The sequence below is a fragment of the Bacillus sp. F19 genome (assembly GCA_023823795.1).
In the GTDB taxonomy this organism is placed as follows: Bacteria; Bacillota; Bacilli; order Bacillales; family Bacillaceae; genus Bacillus_P.
Map to the genome: position 1 here is coordinate 3,108,453 of CP085710.1, position 18,949 is coordinate 3,127,401.

16 protein-coding genes and 4 pseudogenes are annotated in these 18,949 nt (G+C 36.3%); 7 read left to right on the top strand and 13 right to left on the bottom strand.

The annotated features are described in order from the left end of the window. The first annotated feature begins 121 nt into the window (after positions 1-121). Together LIT25_15745 and LIT25_15750 are read left to right on the top strand one after the other, a co-directional pair. Positions 122-1,471: an FAD-dependent oxidoreductase gene (locus tag LIT25_15745; GenBank protein ID USK32073.1), complete on the top strand. Its 1,350-nt coding sequence runs from the start codon at positions 122-124 to the stop codon at positions 1,469-1,471. Next, on the top strand, positions 1,468-2,334 hold the full coding sequence (locus tag LIT25_15750) for an RNA polymerase sigma-70 factor (GenBank protein ID USK32074.1): 867 nt from the start codon (positions 1,468-1,470) through the stop codon (positions 2,332-2,334). Before LIT25_15745 ends, LIT25_15750 begins: the two co-directional genes overlap by 4 nt. 328 nt (positions 2,335-2,662) lie before the next feature. On the opposite strand, the gene LIT25_15755 is transcribed toward LIT25_15750, so the two are convergent. The 3 genes from LIT25_15755 to LIT25_15765 all read right to left on the bottom strand — a co-directional run bounded on the left by LIT25_15755 (position 2,663) and on the right by LIT25_15765 (position 5,750). Beyond that, a complete protein-coding gene (locus tag LIT25_15755) occupies positions 2,663-3,889 on the bottom strand; it encodes an FAD-dependent monooxygenase (GenBank protein ID USK32075.1) in 1,227 nt (408 codons plus the stop codon). A gap of 347 nt (positions 3,890-4,236) precedes the next feature. Next, positions 4,237-4,797 carry a hypothetical protein gene (locus LIT25_15760; GenBank protein USK36303.1) on the bottom strand — a complete coding sequence of 187 codons (561 nt, stop codon included), beginning with the start codon at positions 4,795-4,797 and terminating at the stop codon, positions 4,237-4,239. Between the two features lie 533 nt (positions 4,798-5,330). Next, positions 5,331-5,750, bottom strand: coding sequence for a GNAT family N-acetyltransferase (locus tag LIT25_15765; GenBank protein USK32076.1), 420 nt, complete (start codon positions 5,748-5,750; stop codon positions 5,331-5,333). 235 nt (positions 5,751-5,985) lie between these two features. Between LIT25_15765 and LIT25_15770 the strand changes: the two genes are divergently transcribed. After that, a complete protein-coding gene (locus tag LIT25_15770) occupies positions 5,986-6,603 on the top strand; it encodes a cell wall hydrolase (GenBank protein ID USK32077.1) in 618 nt (205 codons plus the stop codon). Positions 6,604-6,745: 142 nt separating this feature from the next. On the opposite strand, the gene LIT25_15775 is transcribed toward LIT25_15770, so the two are convergent. From LIT25_15775 to LIT25_15785, 3 genes are all read right to left on the bottom strand, one after another. Continuing rightward, a complete protein-coding gene (locus LIT25_15775; GenBank protein USK32078.1) occupies positions 6,746-7,378 on the bottom strand; it encodes a glutamine amidotransferase in 633 nt (210 codons plus the stop codon). A 75-nt stretch (positions 7,379-7,453) separates the two neighbouring features. Then, entirely contained in the window at positions 7,454-8,416 is a 963-nt protein-coding gene (locus tag LIT25_15780; GenBank protein USK32079.1) for a YafY family transcriptional regulator, read from the bottom strand. Between the two features lie 63 nt (positions 8,417-8,479). Further along, entirely contained in the window at positions 8,480-9,055 is a 576-nt protein-coding gene (locus LIT25_15785) for a recombinase family protein (GenBank protein ID USK32080.1), read from the bottom strand. A 150-nt stretch (positions 9,056-9,205) separates the two neighbouring features. Here LIT25_15785 and LIT25_15790 point away from each other — a divergent pair. After that, positions 9,206-10,451: pseudogene (locus tag LIT25_15790) on the top strand (DUF4158 domain-containing protein). 1 nt (position 10,452) lies between these two features. Here the strand turns inward: LIT25_15790 and LIT25_15795 are convergent. Then, positions 10,453-10,776, bottom strand: a pseudogene (locus tag LIT25_15795) (Tn3 family transposase). On the opposite strand from LIT25_15795, the pseudogene LIT25_15800 reads away from it, so the two are divergent. Then, a pseudogene (locus LIT25_15800) lies at positions 10,773-12,170 on the top strand (Tn3 family transposase). The pseudogenes LIT25_15795 and LIT25_15800 overlap by 4 nt on opposite strands. A gap of 190 nt (positions 12,171-12,360) precedes the next feature. Here LIT25_15800 and LIT25_15805 read toward each other — a convergent pair. After that, complete coding sequence (locus LIT25_15805) at positions 12,361-13,791, bottom strand: IS4 family transposase (protein USK32081.1); 1,431 nt, start codon at positions 13,789-13,791, stop codon at positions 12,361-12,363. Positions 13,792-13,975: 184 nt separating this feature from the next. On the opposite strand from LIT25_15805, the gene LIT25_15810 reads away from it, so the two are divergent. Then, complete coding sequence (locus LIT25_15810) at positions 13,976-14,287, top strand: metalloregulator ArsR/SmtB family transcription factor (GenBank protein USK32082.1); 312 nt, start codon at positions 13,976-13,978, stop codon at positions 14,285-14,287. Positions 14,288-14,407: 120 nt separating this feature from the next. Continuing rightward, positions 14,408-15,496, top strand: coding sequence for a saccharopine dehydrogenase (locus LIT25_15815; protein USK32083.1), 1,089 nt, complete (start codon positions 14,408-14,410; stop codon positions 15,494-15,496). A 279-nt stretch (positions 15,497-15,775) separates the two neighbouring features. Here LIT25_15815 and LIT25_15820 read toward each other — a convergent pair whose 3' ends face one another. The 5 genes and pseudogenes from LIT25_15820 to LIT25_15840 all read right to left on the bottom strand — a co-directional run bounded on the left by LIT25_15820 (position 15,776) and on the right by LIT25_15840 (position 18,948). Beyond that, positions 15,776-15,919, bottom strand: coding sequence for an FbpB family small basic protein (locus tag LIT25_15820; GenBank protein USK32084.1), 144 nt, complete (start codon positions 15,917-15,919; stop codon positions 15,776-15,778). Further along, positions 15,916-16,002: pseudogene (fbpA, locus tag LIT25_15825) on the bottom strand (Fur-regulated basic protein FbpA). The gene LIT25_15820 and the pseudogene fbpA overlap by 4 nt, the downstream one beginning before the upstream one ends. 158 nt (positions 16,003-16,160) lie before the next feature. Continuing rightward, positions 16,161-17,339: an MFS transporter gene (locus LIT25_15830; protein ID USK32085.1), complete on the bottom strand. Its 1,179-nt coding sequence runs from the start codon at positions 17,337-17,339 to the stop codon at positions 16,161-16,163. Between the two features lie 51 nt (positions 17,340-17,390). Beyond that, positions 17,391-18,137, bottom strand: coding sequence for an ABC transporter ATP-binding protein (locus LIT25_15835; protein USK32086.1), 747 nt, complete (start codon positions 18,135-18,137; stop codon positions 17,391-17,393). Beyond that, positions 18,124-18,948, bottom strand: a complete 825-nt coding sequence (locus LIT25_15840; GenBank protein USK36304.1) for an ABC transporter ATP-binding protein — start codon at positions 18,946-18,948, stop codon at positions 18,124-18,126. The genes LIT25_15835 and LIT25_15840 overlap by 14 nt, the downstream gene beginning before the upstream one ends. Between the last annotated feature and the right edge of the window lies 1 nt (position 18,949).

Sequence of the window (18,949 nt, forward strand, 5' to 3'; positions counted from 1 at the left end):
CCTAATTATGTTTATTTAACATATTCAGATATTAAAGACATATTAAAAAGGATTTTCCACAGGAAGATCCTTTTAGCTGTTTGTTTAATTAATGCGCCCGATTTGAACTTTCTCCTCCATTTTGTCACATAATCATTCACTCATCCGTTATATTAGTAAACAATCGAAAAGGATGATGACGATGACAAAATATGAAGTGGCTATTGTAGGTGGAGGGATTGCGGGTTTAACGGCTGCGATCTATGCAGCAAAAGCAGGGAAACGAACCATTGTACTGGAACAACAAAAGCAGTTGGGAGGCAGAGCCATCACCAACAAAAAGCAGGGTGTGTATTTTAATTTGGGCGGGCATGCACTTTATAAAGGAGAGGCGCATGAAACATTTCGTGAACTCGGATTACGTATAGAGGGAAGCACTCCTTCTGTTGATGCTTACGGGATGTGGAAAAATCAATTATTAACCTTGCCAATGAACGTATCTTCCTTCATTCAAACTCCGATCCTAAGTCGGAGAGGAAAGCTTGAATTTGCAAAATGGTTCATCAAATTCGGAAAAATGGACACAAGTATCTGGAATCAGATCAGTATACGCGATTGGATTGAATCTCAATTACATGATCCAATGCTGCGCAACGTGTTCTATGCACTTCTCCGAACATCTACTTATGTGCTTGCACCTGAATTACACGCTGCTGGTCCTGCCTTAAAGCAGCTGCAGCGTTCACTAAAAGGAGTCTTGTATCTCGATAAAGGCTGGGGGACACTCGTAGAAGAACTACGTGAACTTGCTGTCCAACAAGGAGTGGAGCTGGTTACCGGTTGTAAAGTGGTTGCAGTTGAACATCAAGATCAAAAAGTACACTCGATTTTATGTGTGGATGGCACTAAAATAGAAGCATCGAATGTTATACTGACTACACCTCCTTCCATTTCTCATAAACTAGTCCCCCATGCGGATCAAACAGCACTCGACACATGGAAAAAGCAAGCGATCGCTGTTACCATTGCCTGTCTAGATGTTGGATTACACCGGCTTCCTAAGCCAAAGCACCAATTTATCTATGGGTTAGATCAACCAATTTTATTTACGAACCAATCACGGGATGGAAAACCACGTGCAGCAATCCTGAGTGACGATGGGACACAAGTGATATCGCTTTTTAAATATCAGGGTCCACAAACAGATGCAGAGCAGGATGAGGAACAGTTGGAGCAAGTGTTAGATGTTGTTCAGCCCGGTTGGCGGAATGAATTGGTTACCAGACAGTATCTGCCGAAAATGACGGTTGTCCACGATTTTCCTCATATGAAACGAATTGAGGATCCAGGCCCTGCTATTCCTGAAATTGAGGGACTATATGTAGCCGGTGATTGGGTCTCGTACGGGGAGTTACTCGTGGATGCATCCGTAGCCAGCGCTAAACGTGCAGTTTCACATCTATTAAACTCTAGAGAGGATATCAAATTATGAATATTGAATCGCTCTATCAAACCTATCAACCTTTGCTTTTTTCCTTAGCCTATCGCATGTTAGGCAGCGTGATGGATTCAGAGGATATTGTCCAAGAAGCGTTTATTACCTTTGATCAGCTCCCTAACCGTGAAAATATTGAAAACAAAAAAGCGTATCTAAGTAAAATTGTAACCAACCGTTGTCTTGATTTGATACGGTCATCCGCAAAAAAACGTGAGGTATATGTTGGACCGTGGCTTCCAGAACCATTGCTTGAAATAGAGAATCCACCAAACGATCCTTCAAAAGATTTTTTGCAACAAGAATCAATCTCTACTGCATATTTGCTATTATTACAACAACTAAATGCGATTGAACGAGCCGTCTTTTTGCTTCGTGAAGTTTTCCAATATTCCTATGATGAAATAGCTGAAATTCTTGGCAAAAGCAATGCTAACTGTCGGCAAATTTTTCACCGTACGAAAAAAAGTATGGATTTTGACCCTGATAAGCAGCCTTCGATCTCAATCGTGGAATCAAAAGTAAAAGAGTTTGTACAGTCCATCTTAAATGGAAACGTAAATCAATTATTAGAACTTGTCAGCGAAGATGTCACGATGTACTCAGATGGGGGCGGAAAAGTAAAAGCTGCCCAATTACCTATTTTCGGTGCTACCAGAGTAATCCAATTGCTTCAAAACTTATTGAAAATGTATGCAGGAAAGTTCACCATCACATTTACTACAGTCAACGGGCTTCCAGGACTGATATTAACAACCGATGATCACCTACAATATGTATACTCCTTTGCCTTTAACGGCAATCGAATTCAGACGATCTACTCGGTTGCTAATCCCGATAAACTACGACATTTACAATAGAAGACTCCATGCAAATCACAGTTCTCGCTCTATCAATCAGACACAAAAAACAACTGGCCAATTTTATCTAAGCCAGCTGTTTTTTACTATTTATCGATCACTGCTTCGTTCCTGAACTAAGTTGGCTTTTCTTTAATAAGATCTTTGAAACGATCTTCCGCAATCTGGCCCGTTTATTTAAGAACAACTGCCTGTTCCAGTAAAGAACTTTTTTTCTATGGAACATCATCGACACCCACAGATGGAACCCGCCACCTGACGTGAACCCCGAACAGCCATAAAGAACAAAGAGCCGTTTTTACAATAAACAAAGATGATCGTCATCTTGTTATTTATCGAATACAAATTCAGGATTAATGGCTATAGGATTTTTCATGACAAATAGCTTCTTCTGGATCATCGAAAAAAGGGGAGTCTTGAAAGCAGCAGATACGATGTATGGTCGGATCCCTTTCACAAATTTTGACGAAGTAAAAAACAAATTTCCCATTCGCTCTTGAATTTGGTGAATTTCCTCAATCTCCTCACTTCGAATTTCTTGGACTCTACAGAGAACTTTAGCTGAGACATCACATTTTTGAAGCGCATCCCAAATAACATCAGCCGCCACAACTGCTGTCGTTACTGCTAAAGAAACTCCTATTGCTCCTACAGGAGATGAACAATGAGCAGCATCACCGATCAGCAAGCAGCCATTCTTTGCCCACGTTTTAACCATATGATTCTTAGCTTGAAGTGGTACGAATGGTTTAAAGTCAACCAAAGATTCAGCAAATTCATCAAATCCTTTGTTAGCATGCATAATTTCCTGACGAAAATAATCTATCCCTTGACGCTGTGTTTCTTTCCATTCACCCCGTGGTAAAGCAATGCCTACTTGAAGTAAATTAGGGTATTTCGGCAGTGTTATATAGCTGTGTCCCTCTGTGATTTTAAATCGTAATTCTTCTCCCCAATGAGAAGGCCGTTTTACACTGAACCAGATTAGATCACCAGGATAATGTTGATATTCTAATTCAAAACCACCTAAACGACGAATCGTGGAAAACCGTCCATCAGCTCCGACTACTATTTTCGCCTGAATTTCAAGCAGCTCTTTATTTTCCCCATCAACAACCACTCCTGTTACTGTTCCATCCTTCTCGAGCAGTTTTTTTACCGGGGCATGAAACATCATATCAAACGTTGGATATTCCTTTGCTTTTTTGTACAGTGCTTGAAGTAAAATAGGCTGAGGAATCCAGAGAGCATAAGGTGCTTCTGCAATCATGGAAGTAAAATCAAAGTCACCTTTCTTTTTATCATAATGATAAAAAGCACCTTTCTTTAGCTTAGAATGAGGCAATTGTTCGATATACTCGCGTAATTTCAATTGATTAAGCAATTGAATAAAACGAGGCTGAAGCACTTCTCCACGGTATTCACGATCAAAATTATCGTGGCTCTCTAAGACGATTACTTGAACACCAACCTTAGCCAGCAATAAGCCCAGCATCATACCCGCTGGTCCTCCACCAACAACAATGACATCCTTTTGTAATTTTTCATTAATCATTACACATATTTCCTCCCTATTTTTAAATGTTAACATGGAATTATATGTAAAAAAATCGATGTAATGCTTGCTTTTGTTATTCAAGAATCTGGCCCTTATGTAGAAGAACTTCAGAATCCGCTTACTCCGTTAAACTGCCCTTTAATGGAGTAACTTACAAATTCAAGATGCACTATCTAATTTCCTTTCTTACTTCAGAATCTGGCCCGATTGCGGAACAAAAAATTCCTGCATATCAATACAGGAATTTTAATCAAACTTTATTATAAATTATCGAACTTTTTACAAATTATCAGACTTTATTTTAAATCGACAACTTCTTCCGGAGCAGAAAACGAAATCTCCCGTTACTTGATTTCGATCGCCGAAGCCTTGTTGTCCCAATCCGAAGCCATATTAGCAGTTTTACCATACCAATCGGAATGTCTAAAGAGGACTCCTCTGCCATACCCTTGATATGAAGTATGCTCCCACAGCGTCGTCGAATAGCTATAAGAAGGTGACGCAGTACTTAAAGAGGAAATTCTGTCATTCCAGCTGGAAGACAAGTTTGTAAACCCGTCTCTCCAATAAATATACTGCCCACCTTTATATTTATACTCATAGAAATCGGTACAACAAGGACCACTACCCATGATCTCGACTTTGTTTTGAAGTCTTTGTTTATCTTTTTCGATAAATGCCTGCAAAGTTTCCCTACTCGTAAATCCATACGCCAACCAATCGCCCTTTTTATTCTGTTTAGGCAGAACCATGGTTACTTTTATGTCTTTGTTGGATTTGTTATTCACTTCGACCTGGGAATCCACATCTTTTCCATCCACAGTTAAATAGTGGAACGATTTAATCGTATAATCCTGTTTGTTTTCGGCCGCAATAGATACATTAGAAAAAGAGAAAATCGCCAATAAGCTAAAAGAAACAGCAATCACGAGACTGTAAAGCGTTTTCGATTTAATCACTCCCTATTCATAAATTAAATACCTTATAAATATAATTGAATTTATTTTTTTCTTTAAGATTCGAAATACACATTTTAAACCCAGACTATATTACCAGTTTTTACCACTAATTTTGGCGCCAACGACAAATAAAAACTTTCTTCTACAATAAACTCATATTAAACGAGTTTTTTTACTTGCAGCAACAAGACAGGAAATCCAAGATAACCGGGATTACTGTAGACTTGAAATAAAGTTTGATTAAATTAACTCTATAAACCTTAATAAAAGAGCAAATAGAAAAAGCGTGTTTTGAAAAAAGATTGATCAAAACATGCTCTTAATATATTCAATTAAATTATTCTTTTATAAAAATGTTTGATCATTTTTGTGATCCTTATTCCATTAAAGCGCCCTTATGTGGAAGACTCGAATTCAAGATAATCATAAAAGACATTAATAATGATCTTCCTCTTTTGCCCCCTAATCTTGAATAACTACTACTTTGATTTAAAGTATATGATTTCAGTATCTCCTTCATCTAAATTTTCAACTATACCACTCTGAATAAATCCATTTGTATTAAATACTTTCTGCATATTTATGTTAGAACGATTAGTAGAAGAAAATACCTTCGTAGTAGGAGATGTACTAATCATATAATCCATCAGTAAGCTTGCATATCCTTTTCGTCTTTTGGACGGTGACACAATAATTAGTGATATAAAAGAACATTCAAAGAAGTTAGTATCGTAAATTAAAAATCCCACAATGTTCTCTTCTTCTTTCGCAATTATACAGTGTCCTAGCTCAATGGCATTCTCAATATAGTCTCGTCTGCTTGTGTTGCCAATAACCTCACTGTCTATATTCACTATTTTGTCCAAATCTTCAATATTAGCCTTAACAACGGTCTTCATCTTACTTCCCCTTTTTAAGTTTTTCTCTAAATCCAATAGCTCCCTTATTCAATAATCCTACCCAATTTTTCATTATGTAGAGAGCGATTACCTTATACAGCAATCGCGCCCTTTAATGGAATAACTTTTTTAGGGAAAATTAGACTAGTTAAAAATAGAACTATTTTATGAGAAATATACTTTGCTTGTATGATAAAGTGAAATTTTAGAAAAAAAACTCGAAGGATGTGGTATCTTGAGGTTAAATGTAAAAATTTTGTTTGTTGTTTTTATTTGTTTCATGTTTTTTATACCAAATTCAACCTTTGCTCAAGAAGTTTTACACAAAGGAAGTCAAGGACAAGCAGTTTATGACTTGCAAGAGAATTTAAAGAAAATGGGTTACTTTACCAGTAATCCTACAGGGTATTATGGTTCTATTACAGATAATGCAGTTAGACAATTTCAGCTAGATACTAGACTATTCCCAGATGGAGTCTTTGGATTCCAAACGCAACAAAAATTAAATAGTATAGAAATGATGGCAAGGGTTGTTCATGGAGAAGCTCGCGGTGAATCTTATGAAGGAAAAGTAGCTGTAGCTGCTGTTATTATGAATCGGATGTCAACGCCAGGTTTTCCTAAAAATACTTACGATGTTATTTTCCAGACGAATGCTTTTACAGCTGTACATGATGGTCAATATTATTTGACCCCTAACAGCTATTCTTATCGAGCAGTCATTGATGCTTTAAAAGGCTGGGACCCTACGCATGGTTCTGTTTATTATTATAATCCCCTCTTGGCATCTGATGAATGGATTTTTACTAGGGAAACAGTAATTAGAATAGGAAACCACTTATTTGCAAAGTAAAAGCTAACCTACATAATACTAAGTAAATCTTATATTATAGGGGTAGCGTCAGGAAAATGCGGATTTACAACGATAAGGAAACAAATTAAAAAGCCCAACTTCTCTGCAAATCAAAATAGAGAAATTGAGCTTTTCAGTTACTTCATTTATTTATTGAATTCATTAACTGGAAGAAGTATTCAGGTTTATGAGTCTTATTTAGGTTATACCATGAATGTAATGTATCTGGTGTAAATACATCTATTTTTTTCAGTACTTCCATCGCAAATTCCAGAGGAGCTACTCCTGATGCAGTAACTAAATTCGCATCAGATACCGCAGGTCCCAACTCATAAAACTTTTCTCCTTTATAATTAGGACATACCATATTAATATACTCTAAGTTATTACTTGTATGCTTTCTAGAATCTAGGTATCCCATATTCGCGAGGCCCTCAGTTGCACCACAAATTGCAGCAACAATAGTGCCAAGCTTTAAAGCTTGGCCAATTCTTTCCAAGATAGGTTGATGAATATCTTCTCTCCAAGTAGTCCCTCCTGGTAAAATTAAAAGATCTTTACTCTCAAGAGTACATTCATCAAGGGAAATATCTGGTTTTATGCTCAGTCCTCCCATGGTAGTAATAATTCCTTTATTAGCTCCCACTGTAATTACTTTTAAAGGTGCTAAATCCTTTTTGAAATATCTTCCTGAGTTTAGTTCAGCAATTAAATGTCCATATTCCCAGTCTGACATTGTATTAAATACATAAAGATAAACTTTTTTTGTTTGCATCCAATAACACTCCAATCACAATTGATATAGCCTATTATAAAATAACTTCCCTGACAGCTAACGTCAGGGAAGTTATCATATTTGATAAAATTTTATTAATTCCGACAGAACTTCAACAAGTCTTTTCTTAAGACTTATTGGCTCAATAACTTGAATAGATTTACCGTACGGTAAAAGTAAATAAGGTACATATGTATGTATCATACCTTTTTCAAGAAGAAATACTGCTTGATTTGAAGTCCGTTCTTGTAAATAATGTCCTAAAAACCAATGTTGGCAAATATCATCCAACGCCCTTGTATTTCCATTAATAACTAAAGAAATAATCCCTTCCTTATCTTCTATAGTTGGAAGGAGGTTTATCATAAAAAAGTCACGTGCTGAAAAGTTTTCTGGCCGGTTAAACTTATTTTCGATTAGCATTAGACTTTCAATTCGATCTACTCTAAAACTTCGGATATCATTCCTAAGATGACAAAATCCAATCACATACCACTTATTATTCCAATAAATAATTCTGTACGGATCAACCAATCTATACTTTGATTTCTCTTCGCCACTTTTATAGTATTGAATTTTTACAGTGTATCCGTCAGCTACGGCCTTCTCCAACTCCCTCAAGAAAGGTTCCATGGAAAGGGAACTTAATCGACTTATTACTTCAAGACTGGTTAAATGTTGGTTTATCTTTGTTTCCTGCTCTTGATTTGAATATTTGCTTAGCTTTGAAATAGCCCTAATTAGTACTTCACCACCATAATATCCGGCTTCTTCTGCAAAAACAGCAGCATGATAAAGTGAGGTTTGCTCTTCAAAATCAAAAAAAAGAGGAGCTTCAATAAAACTGTTCAATAAAGTGTATCCACCGTTATGTCCTGGTTCTGAAATTATAGGTACGCCACTTGTTGAAAGTGTATCAATATAACGATACACAGTCCTTATATTCATCTCTAACTTTTCTGAAATTTGTTTTGCAGTAATTTTTTCACCTGAACTAAGCATCCATAGAATTGCTAGTATATTGTCAATTTTAGGCATATAATTCCACCTCTATATGGAATTTATTTTCTACTATATTTTTCCGATTTTTAGTATAACCCATCAACTGTTCCCTTCTGATAGCTTTCTATATAATGAGGCCCTAGACACATTTGTAATTTCACAAATTTGATTTACAGTCATATTTCCTTCTTTATATAGCTTCACCGCATAATTCATTCCAGCATGATTTTTATGATATTTCTTTAATCGGCCTTTAAATTTTCCTTCTTTCTTGGCCAGATCAATCCCTTCACGTTGACGCATACGAATAAGATCTCGTTCTAATTGGTTAACACCAGCCATTATCGTAATTAAGAATTGGCTGTATGGATTATCTTCTGATAAATCTAACCAAGTATCTTTTAATGATTTTAAATTGGCCTTTTTATCCCGTATGTAATCAATCAATTCAAATAAATCCTGCGTACTTCGAGTGATCCGAGTTAAGTCTGTAACATAAATAATGTCACTCTCCTGTAAATCCTCTAACATTTTTTGAAGTTGCTCACGATCCTTTGTTGCTCCAGAAACTTTTTCTTCAAAAATAATATCCATTCCAATTTCGTTCAATTGCTGAAATTGCCTTGATGGATTTTGGCTAGTCGAACTGACACGTATATAACCGATTTTCCGCAAAATATCACCTCATTTTTGAGACAAGTCTTATGAGACACTCTTAACTACGATTTTATCAGTCTACTATACTTGTATCAATAGAGTACACTCTATTGATACAAGTATAGTAGACTGATAAACTGAATAGTTAAAGAAATGAGGAGATACAATTTGAAAATTGCAAGAGGAAGAGAATTACTTACAACAGATCAAAGGAAGCTTCTTATGGAGATTCCGGAAGATGAGTTGATAGAAGGAACCTACTACACATTTTCTAATCAAGAATTGGCAGTTATTAATAAGAGGCGCAGAGAAGAAAATAGATTAGGATTCGCAGTGCAATTGGCTGTTCTTCGATATCCAGGCTGGTCATATACACATATTAAAAACCTGCCTGATTCGTTTATGCGATACATAGCAAATCAAATTAATGCAGACCCTTCTTCACTTAGTCTTTATCCTCAAAGAGAAAATACATTGTGGGATCACTTGAAAGAGATTCGGAACGAGTATGGTTTTATAACATTTACTCTAAAAGAATATCGAATGACATTTAAACACCTTTATCAATTAGCATTAGAAAATGGTGATGCCCTTCATTTACTACACGAGAGCATAGATTTTTTGAGAAAGAATAGAGTTATACTGCCTGCTATTACAACACTTGAAAGGATGGTATGGGAAGCTAGGGCATTGGCCGAAAAGAAGATATTTAATACCGTCAGTCAATCTCTAACTAATGACCAGAAGGAGAAGCTTGAAGAAATCATTACATCTCCGCATCGATCTGAAAACAATAAAACAATATTGGGTTGGCTAAAGGAAGCACCAGGTCACCCTTCTCCTGAAACATTTTTAAAAGTAATAGAAAGACTTGAATATATTAGAGGAATGGAACTAAGAAGCGTTAAAATTAATCATTTACACCGGAATCGCTTTTTACAGTTTTCTCGCTTAGGTTCAAGATATGAACCTTATGCTTTCCGTGACTTTCAAGAAAACAAGCGTTATACAATTCTAATCGTATATTTATTGCAGCTTACTGAAGAGTTAACCGATAAAGCTTTTGAAATACATGATAGACAAATACTTAGTCTGCTGTCAAAAGGACGAAAAGCTCAAGAAGAAATTCAGAAAAGAAACGGTAAAAAGGTAAATGAAAAAGTCATACACTTTTCTAGCATAGGACAAGCATTAATAAAAGCGAAAACGGAAGGACTAGATGCCTTTGAGGTTTTAGAGTCCGTTATTGAATGGAATTCCTTTGTCACCTCAGTAGAAGAAGCTCAAGAACTAGCCAGACCAGGGGATTATGATTATCTGGATCTACTCCAAAAGCGCTTTTATTCCCTTCGAAAGTATACACCGACACTATATGAAGGTTCTTGATTTTCATTCAACAAAGTCAAACGAACCACCCTTTCTTGGAGGTAGTCTTCGAAAGATAAGCTAACTGATAATCGTGTACGGTCTTTGTCTTGGTTCCACGTTTCTTGTGAAAACAAATATTCCTCAAAATCTCTATATTGTCTACTGCCAGAGATAGACACATCACCAGCCCGAACATGCTCTCTCAATTCCGTTAAAACCGCCATTTCATAATAGTGCCGATTGATTGTACCGTCTTCTTCATACAAATGCTTTTTCCAACGATTTGAAACAAAATCTACAGGTGCTGCTGCAGGGACTTTTCGCTTTCCAGAATCGTTCATTCCACGTATAATCTCAACCGCCTGCAAAAGCCAATATCCTTAATGAAAGACTAAAATGGCTATCTAACAATTGGAATAATCTAGAGGGAGTTTCGCTTGAGAAAGGGAAGCAATCAATTGCACGGTTGGAGAGGGACATTCCAGAGGAAGCCAGAAAATTTAGTGCTTGCCTTTATCAGATGCTTCCTAGGATAAAATTAACCGATTTACTCATGGATGTTGCTCATTTAACTGGATTTCATGAACAATTTACTCACGCCTCAAATAATCGTAAACCTGATAAAGAAGAAACGGTAATCATCATGGCTGCCCTATTAGGAATGGGATTGAATATTGGGTTAAGTAAGATGGCTGAAGCAACGCCTGATCTTACATATAAACAACTTGCCAATGTATCTCAATGGAGAATGCATGAAGATGCCATGAGCAAAGCGCAAGCTGTATTAGTAAACTTTCATCACAAGCTAGACTTATCTTCCTATTGGGGTGACGGTACAACATCTTCGTCAGATGGAATGAGAATGCAGGTAGGCGTTTCATCTTTACACTCAGACGCAAATCCGCATTATGGCTCAGGAAAAGGTACAACAATCTATCGATTTACCAGCGACCAGTTCTCATCGTATTACACAAAAATTATTCATACCAATTCAAGGGATGCAATTCATGTCCTAGATGGATTATTGCATCATGAAACCGACTTAAATATAGAAGAGCATTTCACAGATACAGCTGGTTATACTGATCAAATTTTTGGATTAACTCACCTTTTAGGCTTTAAGTTTGCACCCAGAATAAGGGATTTGTCAGATTCAAAGCTGTTTACATTAGAAAAGGCAAGCGAGTATCCAGAATTAGAGTCTATTTTACGTGGCCAAATAAATATAAAGATTATAAAAGAAAATTATGAGGATGTTTTACGATTAGCTCATTCTATAAGAGAGGGAACTGTCTCAGCATCACTTATTATGGGAAAACTAGGTTCTTACTCTAGGCAAAACAGTTTAGCCACAGCTTTACGTGAAATGGGAAAAATCGAAAAAACTATTTTTATTCTCAATTACCTTGCTAGTGAATCTTTGAGAAGAAAGATTCAAAAAGGCTTAAATAAAGGAGAAGCAATGAATGGTCTCGCAAGAGCTATTTTCTTTGGGAAACAAGGGGAGCTTCGGGAGCGAACGATACAGCACCAACTACAAAGAGCTACCGCATTAAACATAATTATCAATGCCATTAGTGTTTGGAATACGCTGCATCTGACAAAAGCAATGGAATACCAAAAAGGTTTAGGGGATTTTAAAGAGGACTTGTTGCACCATATGTCCCCTTTAGGCTGGGAGCATATTAATTTACTAGGGGAATACCATTTTAGTCCGGAGAAAATGGTCTCGTTAGATTCTTTAAGACCCTTAAAACTTTCTTAACGTTGTTAAAACCAGGCTAAGCGTCAGGAAAATTTGCTTAACGTTGTAAATCCGCATTTTCCTGACGCTACCCCATACCCATCAAGCTAACAACATAAATTACAAGATACGGGTTGATCATTGTTTTAAAACAAACGAGTAATGAAAAAGTTGACATGACAAAAAAGCCTATTAAAATGCTATTTTTTTGCTAGGCAGCTTGTCTATCCTTCACCGTTTTTTCATATACAACTCCAAGAATATCCAAGACAGTCATCTTCTTATAACGATGACATTTACGACCATTCTTTTTGAGCAACTGATAAAGGCGATGCAGAATGTTCAAAAGTTCTTCTGTGCCAACTGCCATCGCTTGAAACAGTAACGGGAAGTAATCTTTAATCATATAAATTGCTTTGTATTCACTCAATTCCTTCTTTTTCTTTTCAAGAAGTAACTGTCGCATTTGAAACATGGTAGAAGAACAGAGGAGAATGCCAATGAGTTGGCCATATAAATGGCACTCAAGGCGTTCTTTTTTGATTGTTTTGCATTCATCGATTTCAAAGAATGACTTCCATGTTTTAAACAAAATTTCGATTTGCCAACGCAGGGAATAGAGGGAATGAACATAGTCAGTGGGAACTTCTTCTGGTGATGTATTCGTTATGTAGACATTCATACCCATCAAGTGCTTACTTTTCTCCTTCATGACAATGCCTTTCTTCTTTTCTCGAATCGCTTGGTTTTTTAGGCGTGTTTGCGTTTGATCATCGGTTAAACGATGGATAATGACACGTGCTGGAAGCTTCTGATTTTGACCAATGTATGCTTCAGTGATTTCCAGTGTTTCACCAGAGGTTAGACGGGACATCATTTGTGTCATATCAAGCTGGATGTATTCGGTTTGTTTTTTTAACGTGCCATTGTTGAAAAATTCTGGATCAGGGTTCTTGATATAAATACGTGTATTTAACTTCAACCGAGAAATATAATAAGCCTCTTTATCATGAATGGCTTGTAAGTCTCCTAAATCAAAGTAACCAAGATCACGTAAACATAAATCGCCTTTCTCTACAGTTTCAAGGCAGATTGTACCGTATGTTTTATCATTGTTTTTTCCTGGTCCTAACTGTACGTTTAAAAATTGGCCACTTAATAAATCGTATTCCAATTGGATTTTCACCCCTGCAGTATGACTACTCCCTCCAGAGCCTTGATAATTTGTGGCGAAGGAATCAGGTAGCTGAAATACAGTCGCATCTAAAATCCGAATACGTTCGAAAGCAGAAATCATGTGTGAAGAAAGCGAATGATTTAAACAGAGATTTTGTGTTAGGAGTGAAGTAAAGACTTCTCGGAGGAATGCGACAGCTGCTGGATTAAAGCGCTGATTCAGCCCTTCTGGGCTTATTAGTACACCCATGGAAGCCTCCAAACGACTACATAATTGCGTAAGTGATGTACTAGCGACTTCTTGGCTGAGCCAAACGCACAGGGCGATAAGTCCATTTGCTTGATACTTACTAGATCGTTGTACAAAGCCCACCTGTTTGGCAGTTTCTTGTAGGACTATTGGGGATAGAAAACGTTGTAATTCTTTTGCAAAAAGTGTCAGTTCACTGGAGACGATAGGATTCATAAAAAAACACCATCCTTTCTCGTAAACTTCTTACGATAAGCATAGCGTTTTTTCATTTTTGAAGGTATTGTTTAAACTTAGCTTGATGGGCATGTGGTGGTACCCCTTTATTGCATTAGATAGTAATGTAATTTATAATACGTTTAAATGATTAAATTCTTAAACGGAAGGTAATGTTAGCGAAATGAACTGTAATGATAAAGTAATGCATATTTTAGAAAATTTAAGACCATGTTTTCAAGGGTTGGGGGATCCAACTCGTCAGCAAATTGTATCACTTTTAATTGATAAAGATAGCTTGAATGTGACGCAAATTGCGGAGAATATTCCCATGTCAAGACCTACTGTATCTCATCATTTGAAAATATTGAAACAATCAGGGTTACTTCAAGTTCAGAAAAAAGGCACTGAAATGTATTATTGTCTTGAATTTAATGAAACAATAAATCTTTTAAAAGAACTTGTTTCTTTAGTTGAAGATGAATGTAAGAACTAGGTATTCATTTATAGTTTAGGGACACCTTTTGTCCCTTTTTTTAGCGATAATATGTTAAAAGGTTTAAGTTTTTAATCATTTAAACTTATAATCTCACACTAATTAAAATGGAGGTTTCAGATGAATAAAAAAACAGTATTAATTGTTGGTGGGTATGGAGTTGTTGGTAGTCAAATAGCTCGAATTTTACATGATCGACATCCTGATTTGGAAATTAGATTAGGAGGAAGAACCTTAGGGAAAGCGTTACCTTTTGAATCAGAGAGAGTAAAAATAGTCAAGGTAGACAACACAACAGATGATCCTTTAAGAAATTTGGATGATAATTTCACATTAGTTGTTAATGCGGTTAATGACCCTCAAGATAGACTACTCCTATCTGCAGTTCGAAAAAAAATTCCATTGGTTGACATTACTCGTTGGACTGAACGCTTTAAGAGTTCTATTGATCGATTAAAAAATGTTGAGGTCCAATCCCCTGTTGTATTAGCTTCAGGGTGGATGGGGGGGACAGCAGCCCTTTTTTCTAAAATTTATTCAAAAGATCTTCAAGAGGTTACGGTTGATATCAACGCACTATATTCTCTTCAAGACAAAGCAGGACCAAATTCAACAGCGTATATGGACCGGTTAACTATTCCGTTTGAAGTCAAAGCTCGAGAGGGAATGCGACAGGCTTATCCAATGACTAATCCAATCAAAGTCCGCTTTCCAAACGGTTATATAACCAAATGTTATCGTTTGGATACTCCCGATCACGTAACCCTGCCAGAATCAATTCATGCTGTTTCGACTAACTTTCGTATTGCTTTTGATAGTAAAATATCTACATATGGACTGGTTTCTCTGGTGAATACAGGGATTTGGAAAATGATTAGTGGAGAAAAATTTACCGATTTACGGAAAAATATTCTCTATAAACCCGGAAGGGGAAGTGCACATAACATAGTTATTCATCTTAAAGGTTATGATGCTACTGGTGTATTGCATAGACGATGTGTGAACATATCAGATCCGTTAGGACAGACACATCTTACTGCTTTAGGAGCAGCTGTCCAAGCAGAGAACATTTTACAAACATCTGATATTGTGGTTCCGGATTCTGAAATTTACTTTCCGGAAAATCTATTAGATTTGGGTGTGAATGCATCTGCAATTTTAGATTTTTATAGGGAATATGGGGTTAATATTACGAAAGAAAATATATAAAAGGTACCGTTCTATTCGTGGTAGTACACATATGGCTATCAAGCTAAGAAAAGTAAATACCCCCAGAACGAAATTTTTTGCTAACTTGTAGCAAAAAAGCTCATTTTTTCGTTTTGGGGTAATTCTGAATGCTTAAGTTGATGGGCATGGGGTCCCACCAACAAAACGCGGAAAACATACGCTAAGCAAATTTCGACATAAAAAAAGCCGATTTTTCCTCTCTAAGGAACCATCGGCTTTTTTTCGAAAAAGAAACAGAGTAAATCTAAACTTGTTTCTTTATTTCAACTCAAAGTTTTTCTGACTTATTGGTTTTAATTGTCTATCTTCAATTTTTTTGTAGATCTTCTCTATGAAGGTTTTATCCTTTAAAATATGGCTTTTATTTTCACTCACTAATTGTTTAAATGTTTTCTTTTTCATTCCTTTTCCTCTTCTCTTTCAAATAACCTATATTCTCTTTCCAGATCACTAAGACAAAGCTCATATAGCTGTGCATTCTCTTTTTTTTATATACACCTATGCTTAAAAGTTATTGAACTGCTTCACGTAATATTTTGCTCATAAAAGGAGAGAAGTCCGTTAGTAAAATTTCAACAAAATAAATCGTAACTATTACTATTTAAAGCGTAAATGATACATTCGAACGACTCCTCCTTTATGATTACCCGACAAATATTTTTCGCCGATCATAAGCAAAAAAGAGCATCGCCACACCAAAAATAGCACAAATCATATACATAGTTGAGTATGAGTAAAAATCTGCTACCGGCCCCATAATCACACCACCTAAGGAAACTCCTAAATCTGCCATCGCAATAAATAAACCAAGTAACACATTGCGATTCATCTGAGGTAAGACAAAGCTTAAATATGTTGTTAATGTTGGATAGAGGAGTGCCTGAGCTATTCCCATTAAAATGGCACCAGCATAGAAAAAGATAGCTCCACCATTTATAGCATAGCTTACAGATTGTGCCCCCATTGCTAAAAGAAGCATTGTTCCCATCATAAAAGATGAATTCCATTTTCCGTCAGAAGGGATTTTTTTTCTTAAGGAAAACCGAGAAAAAACAACGGTCCCTGCCATTAACATTAGAAAAATTCCAGCGTTTCCGTTTTTCACCTGTTCAGCATATAGTGGTATGAAGATAGTAATTGCTCCAAATACAATAGAACCAACTAACATAAGAATACTACATTTAAATAAATGCGGATTTTTCACTAACTGACCAAATGAATTAAACATATTTACACCCTGCTTAGCATTTTTTGTAAAAGGCTGGGCTTCGGCTTTATCCATTTTGGCACTATAGCCAAACACCCCAGTAAAAATGACAATTGCTATCATCACGATTGCAAAGTATTCCATTCCTCCTTGCCAAATACCTAATGCCAATAAAGGACCAATAATACCTGGTATATAGGAAAATAAAGAATAAAGTGAAATTCCCTGAGAACGATCTTTCTCTGGAAGTGCATCAATAATTCCTATCTGTAATGCCATTGAAAAGAAAGCTGTTGACACCCCTTGTAACATACGAGCAACTAGGTAGCCACCTATCCCAGTTATCGTATATAAGATTAAAGCAAAACCATTGATAATAAGAATAATGCGCAACACTTTTATCGGCCCATACTTTTGAATAATATGACCTGCCCATGGTCTAAAAAACATGGTTGTAAACAAATATGCCCCCATAATCAAACCTATTGTTGTATTGGTGGCCCCTAATGCTCCCCCTTGTAAAGGGATAATAACATTTAGTATCGAATTGGCACTAAAATAAAGAAGCACCAACAGATACAAACGTAGAAAAGGCCAAGACATAGCTCCACTCACGATTTTTTCTCCTCCAAACCTGTAACTAATTCTGTTACTTTATGTAGCTGGTTAAAACGTTATCAACGACTGTAATAATTTTCTTGCATAAAGAGATTTAACGTCCTTTAAGTGTTCAATTTCGACTACTTCTTCAATTTGACCATCCCTAAAAATAATGACTCTGTCGCAAATATAGGCAGCAGCCTGTATATCATGCGTGATAAAAACGTAACTAATGTTGTAGACTCTTTTTAATTTCTTAAGTAATTCAAGTACTTGTGTTTGAACAGATACATCTAAAGAGCTGATTGCTTCATCTAATAAAATACATTTTGGTTCTGTTGAGATAGCTCTCGCAATACATACTCTCTGAACCTCTCCCCCTGATAACTCATGAGGATATTTGTTTCGAAAAGACGAAGGTAATCCAACCTGATTTAATAGATTAACAATCTTGTCTTTATTCTCTTTTCTACTCTTGTTCTGAAATTTCAATGGCTCCATGATTGCTTCTTCAACAGTAAAGAATGGATTAATGGAAGATTTGTAGTCTTGAAAAACAGCACTTATATTACCTAGTCTCACTCTTCTGTCTTCTACATTCATACCATTAAACAAAACTGTTCCACGATCAGGCTTTTCAATTCCCAGCATCAAGCGCCCTAAGGTTGATTTACCACTCCCACTTTCTCCGATAATACCAAGACACTCCCCACTTCTGCATTCAAGGCTAACATTCTTTAAAACATTCTGCCTTTCTGCGGAAAACAACCCACCTTTTTTATAGGATTTCTCCACTCTATCAACTTTCAGCAACTATAGTTCCTCCCCCCATTATCCTTTTAAAATTATTGCTCAGAGCCAGTCTAGTGGAGACTAAATATTTTGTATATTCATGTTTTGCTCCTGTAAAAATCTTTTCAGTATTTCCTCTTTCAATGATTTCTCCATCCTTCATCACTAAAACTTCATCCGCAATTTTTCTTACAACACCTAAATCATGGGAAATAAAGATCATCGAACAACCCATTCTTTCTCGCAACTTAATAAATTGTTCAACTACTTCAAATTGTGAGATGGTATCAAGTGCTGTTGTCGGTTCATCAGCTATAATAATATCCGGCTCTAGGACAATGGCCAGCGCAATCATAATTCGTTGCAGCATTCCACCAGATAACTGATGTGGATATTTGTTCATAATTTCTGTTGGGTTTTTCAACATGACACTTTCCATGGCATTTGTCATTTTCACTTCCATTTCGTTTTTACTCCAATTGAAATGTTCAGCAAGTGTTTCCCTTAAATGTACACCGACCATACAAGAGGGATCGAATGCACTCATCCCATTTTGTAGAATCATGCAAAGGTTTCTTCCCCTTTTCTTTCTCATCTCTTTATTAGAAAGTTGGTTCATGTTTTCTCCTTTTAAAAAAATATCCCCTGCTTGGTGAAGAGAGGACCTGTTTAATCTCATGATCGCCCTACAAGTAACAGACTTGCCACTTCCACTTTCCCCTACAATCGCAAGACAGCTTCCGGCCTTTAAGTGGAATGAACTATCTTGAATAATCTTTTTACCAGAATGAACATCCCATACCTTTAAGTTTTTAACTTCTAATATATTCATC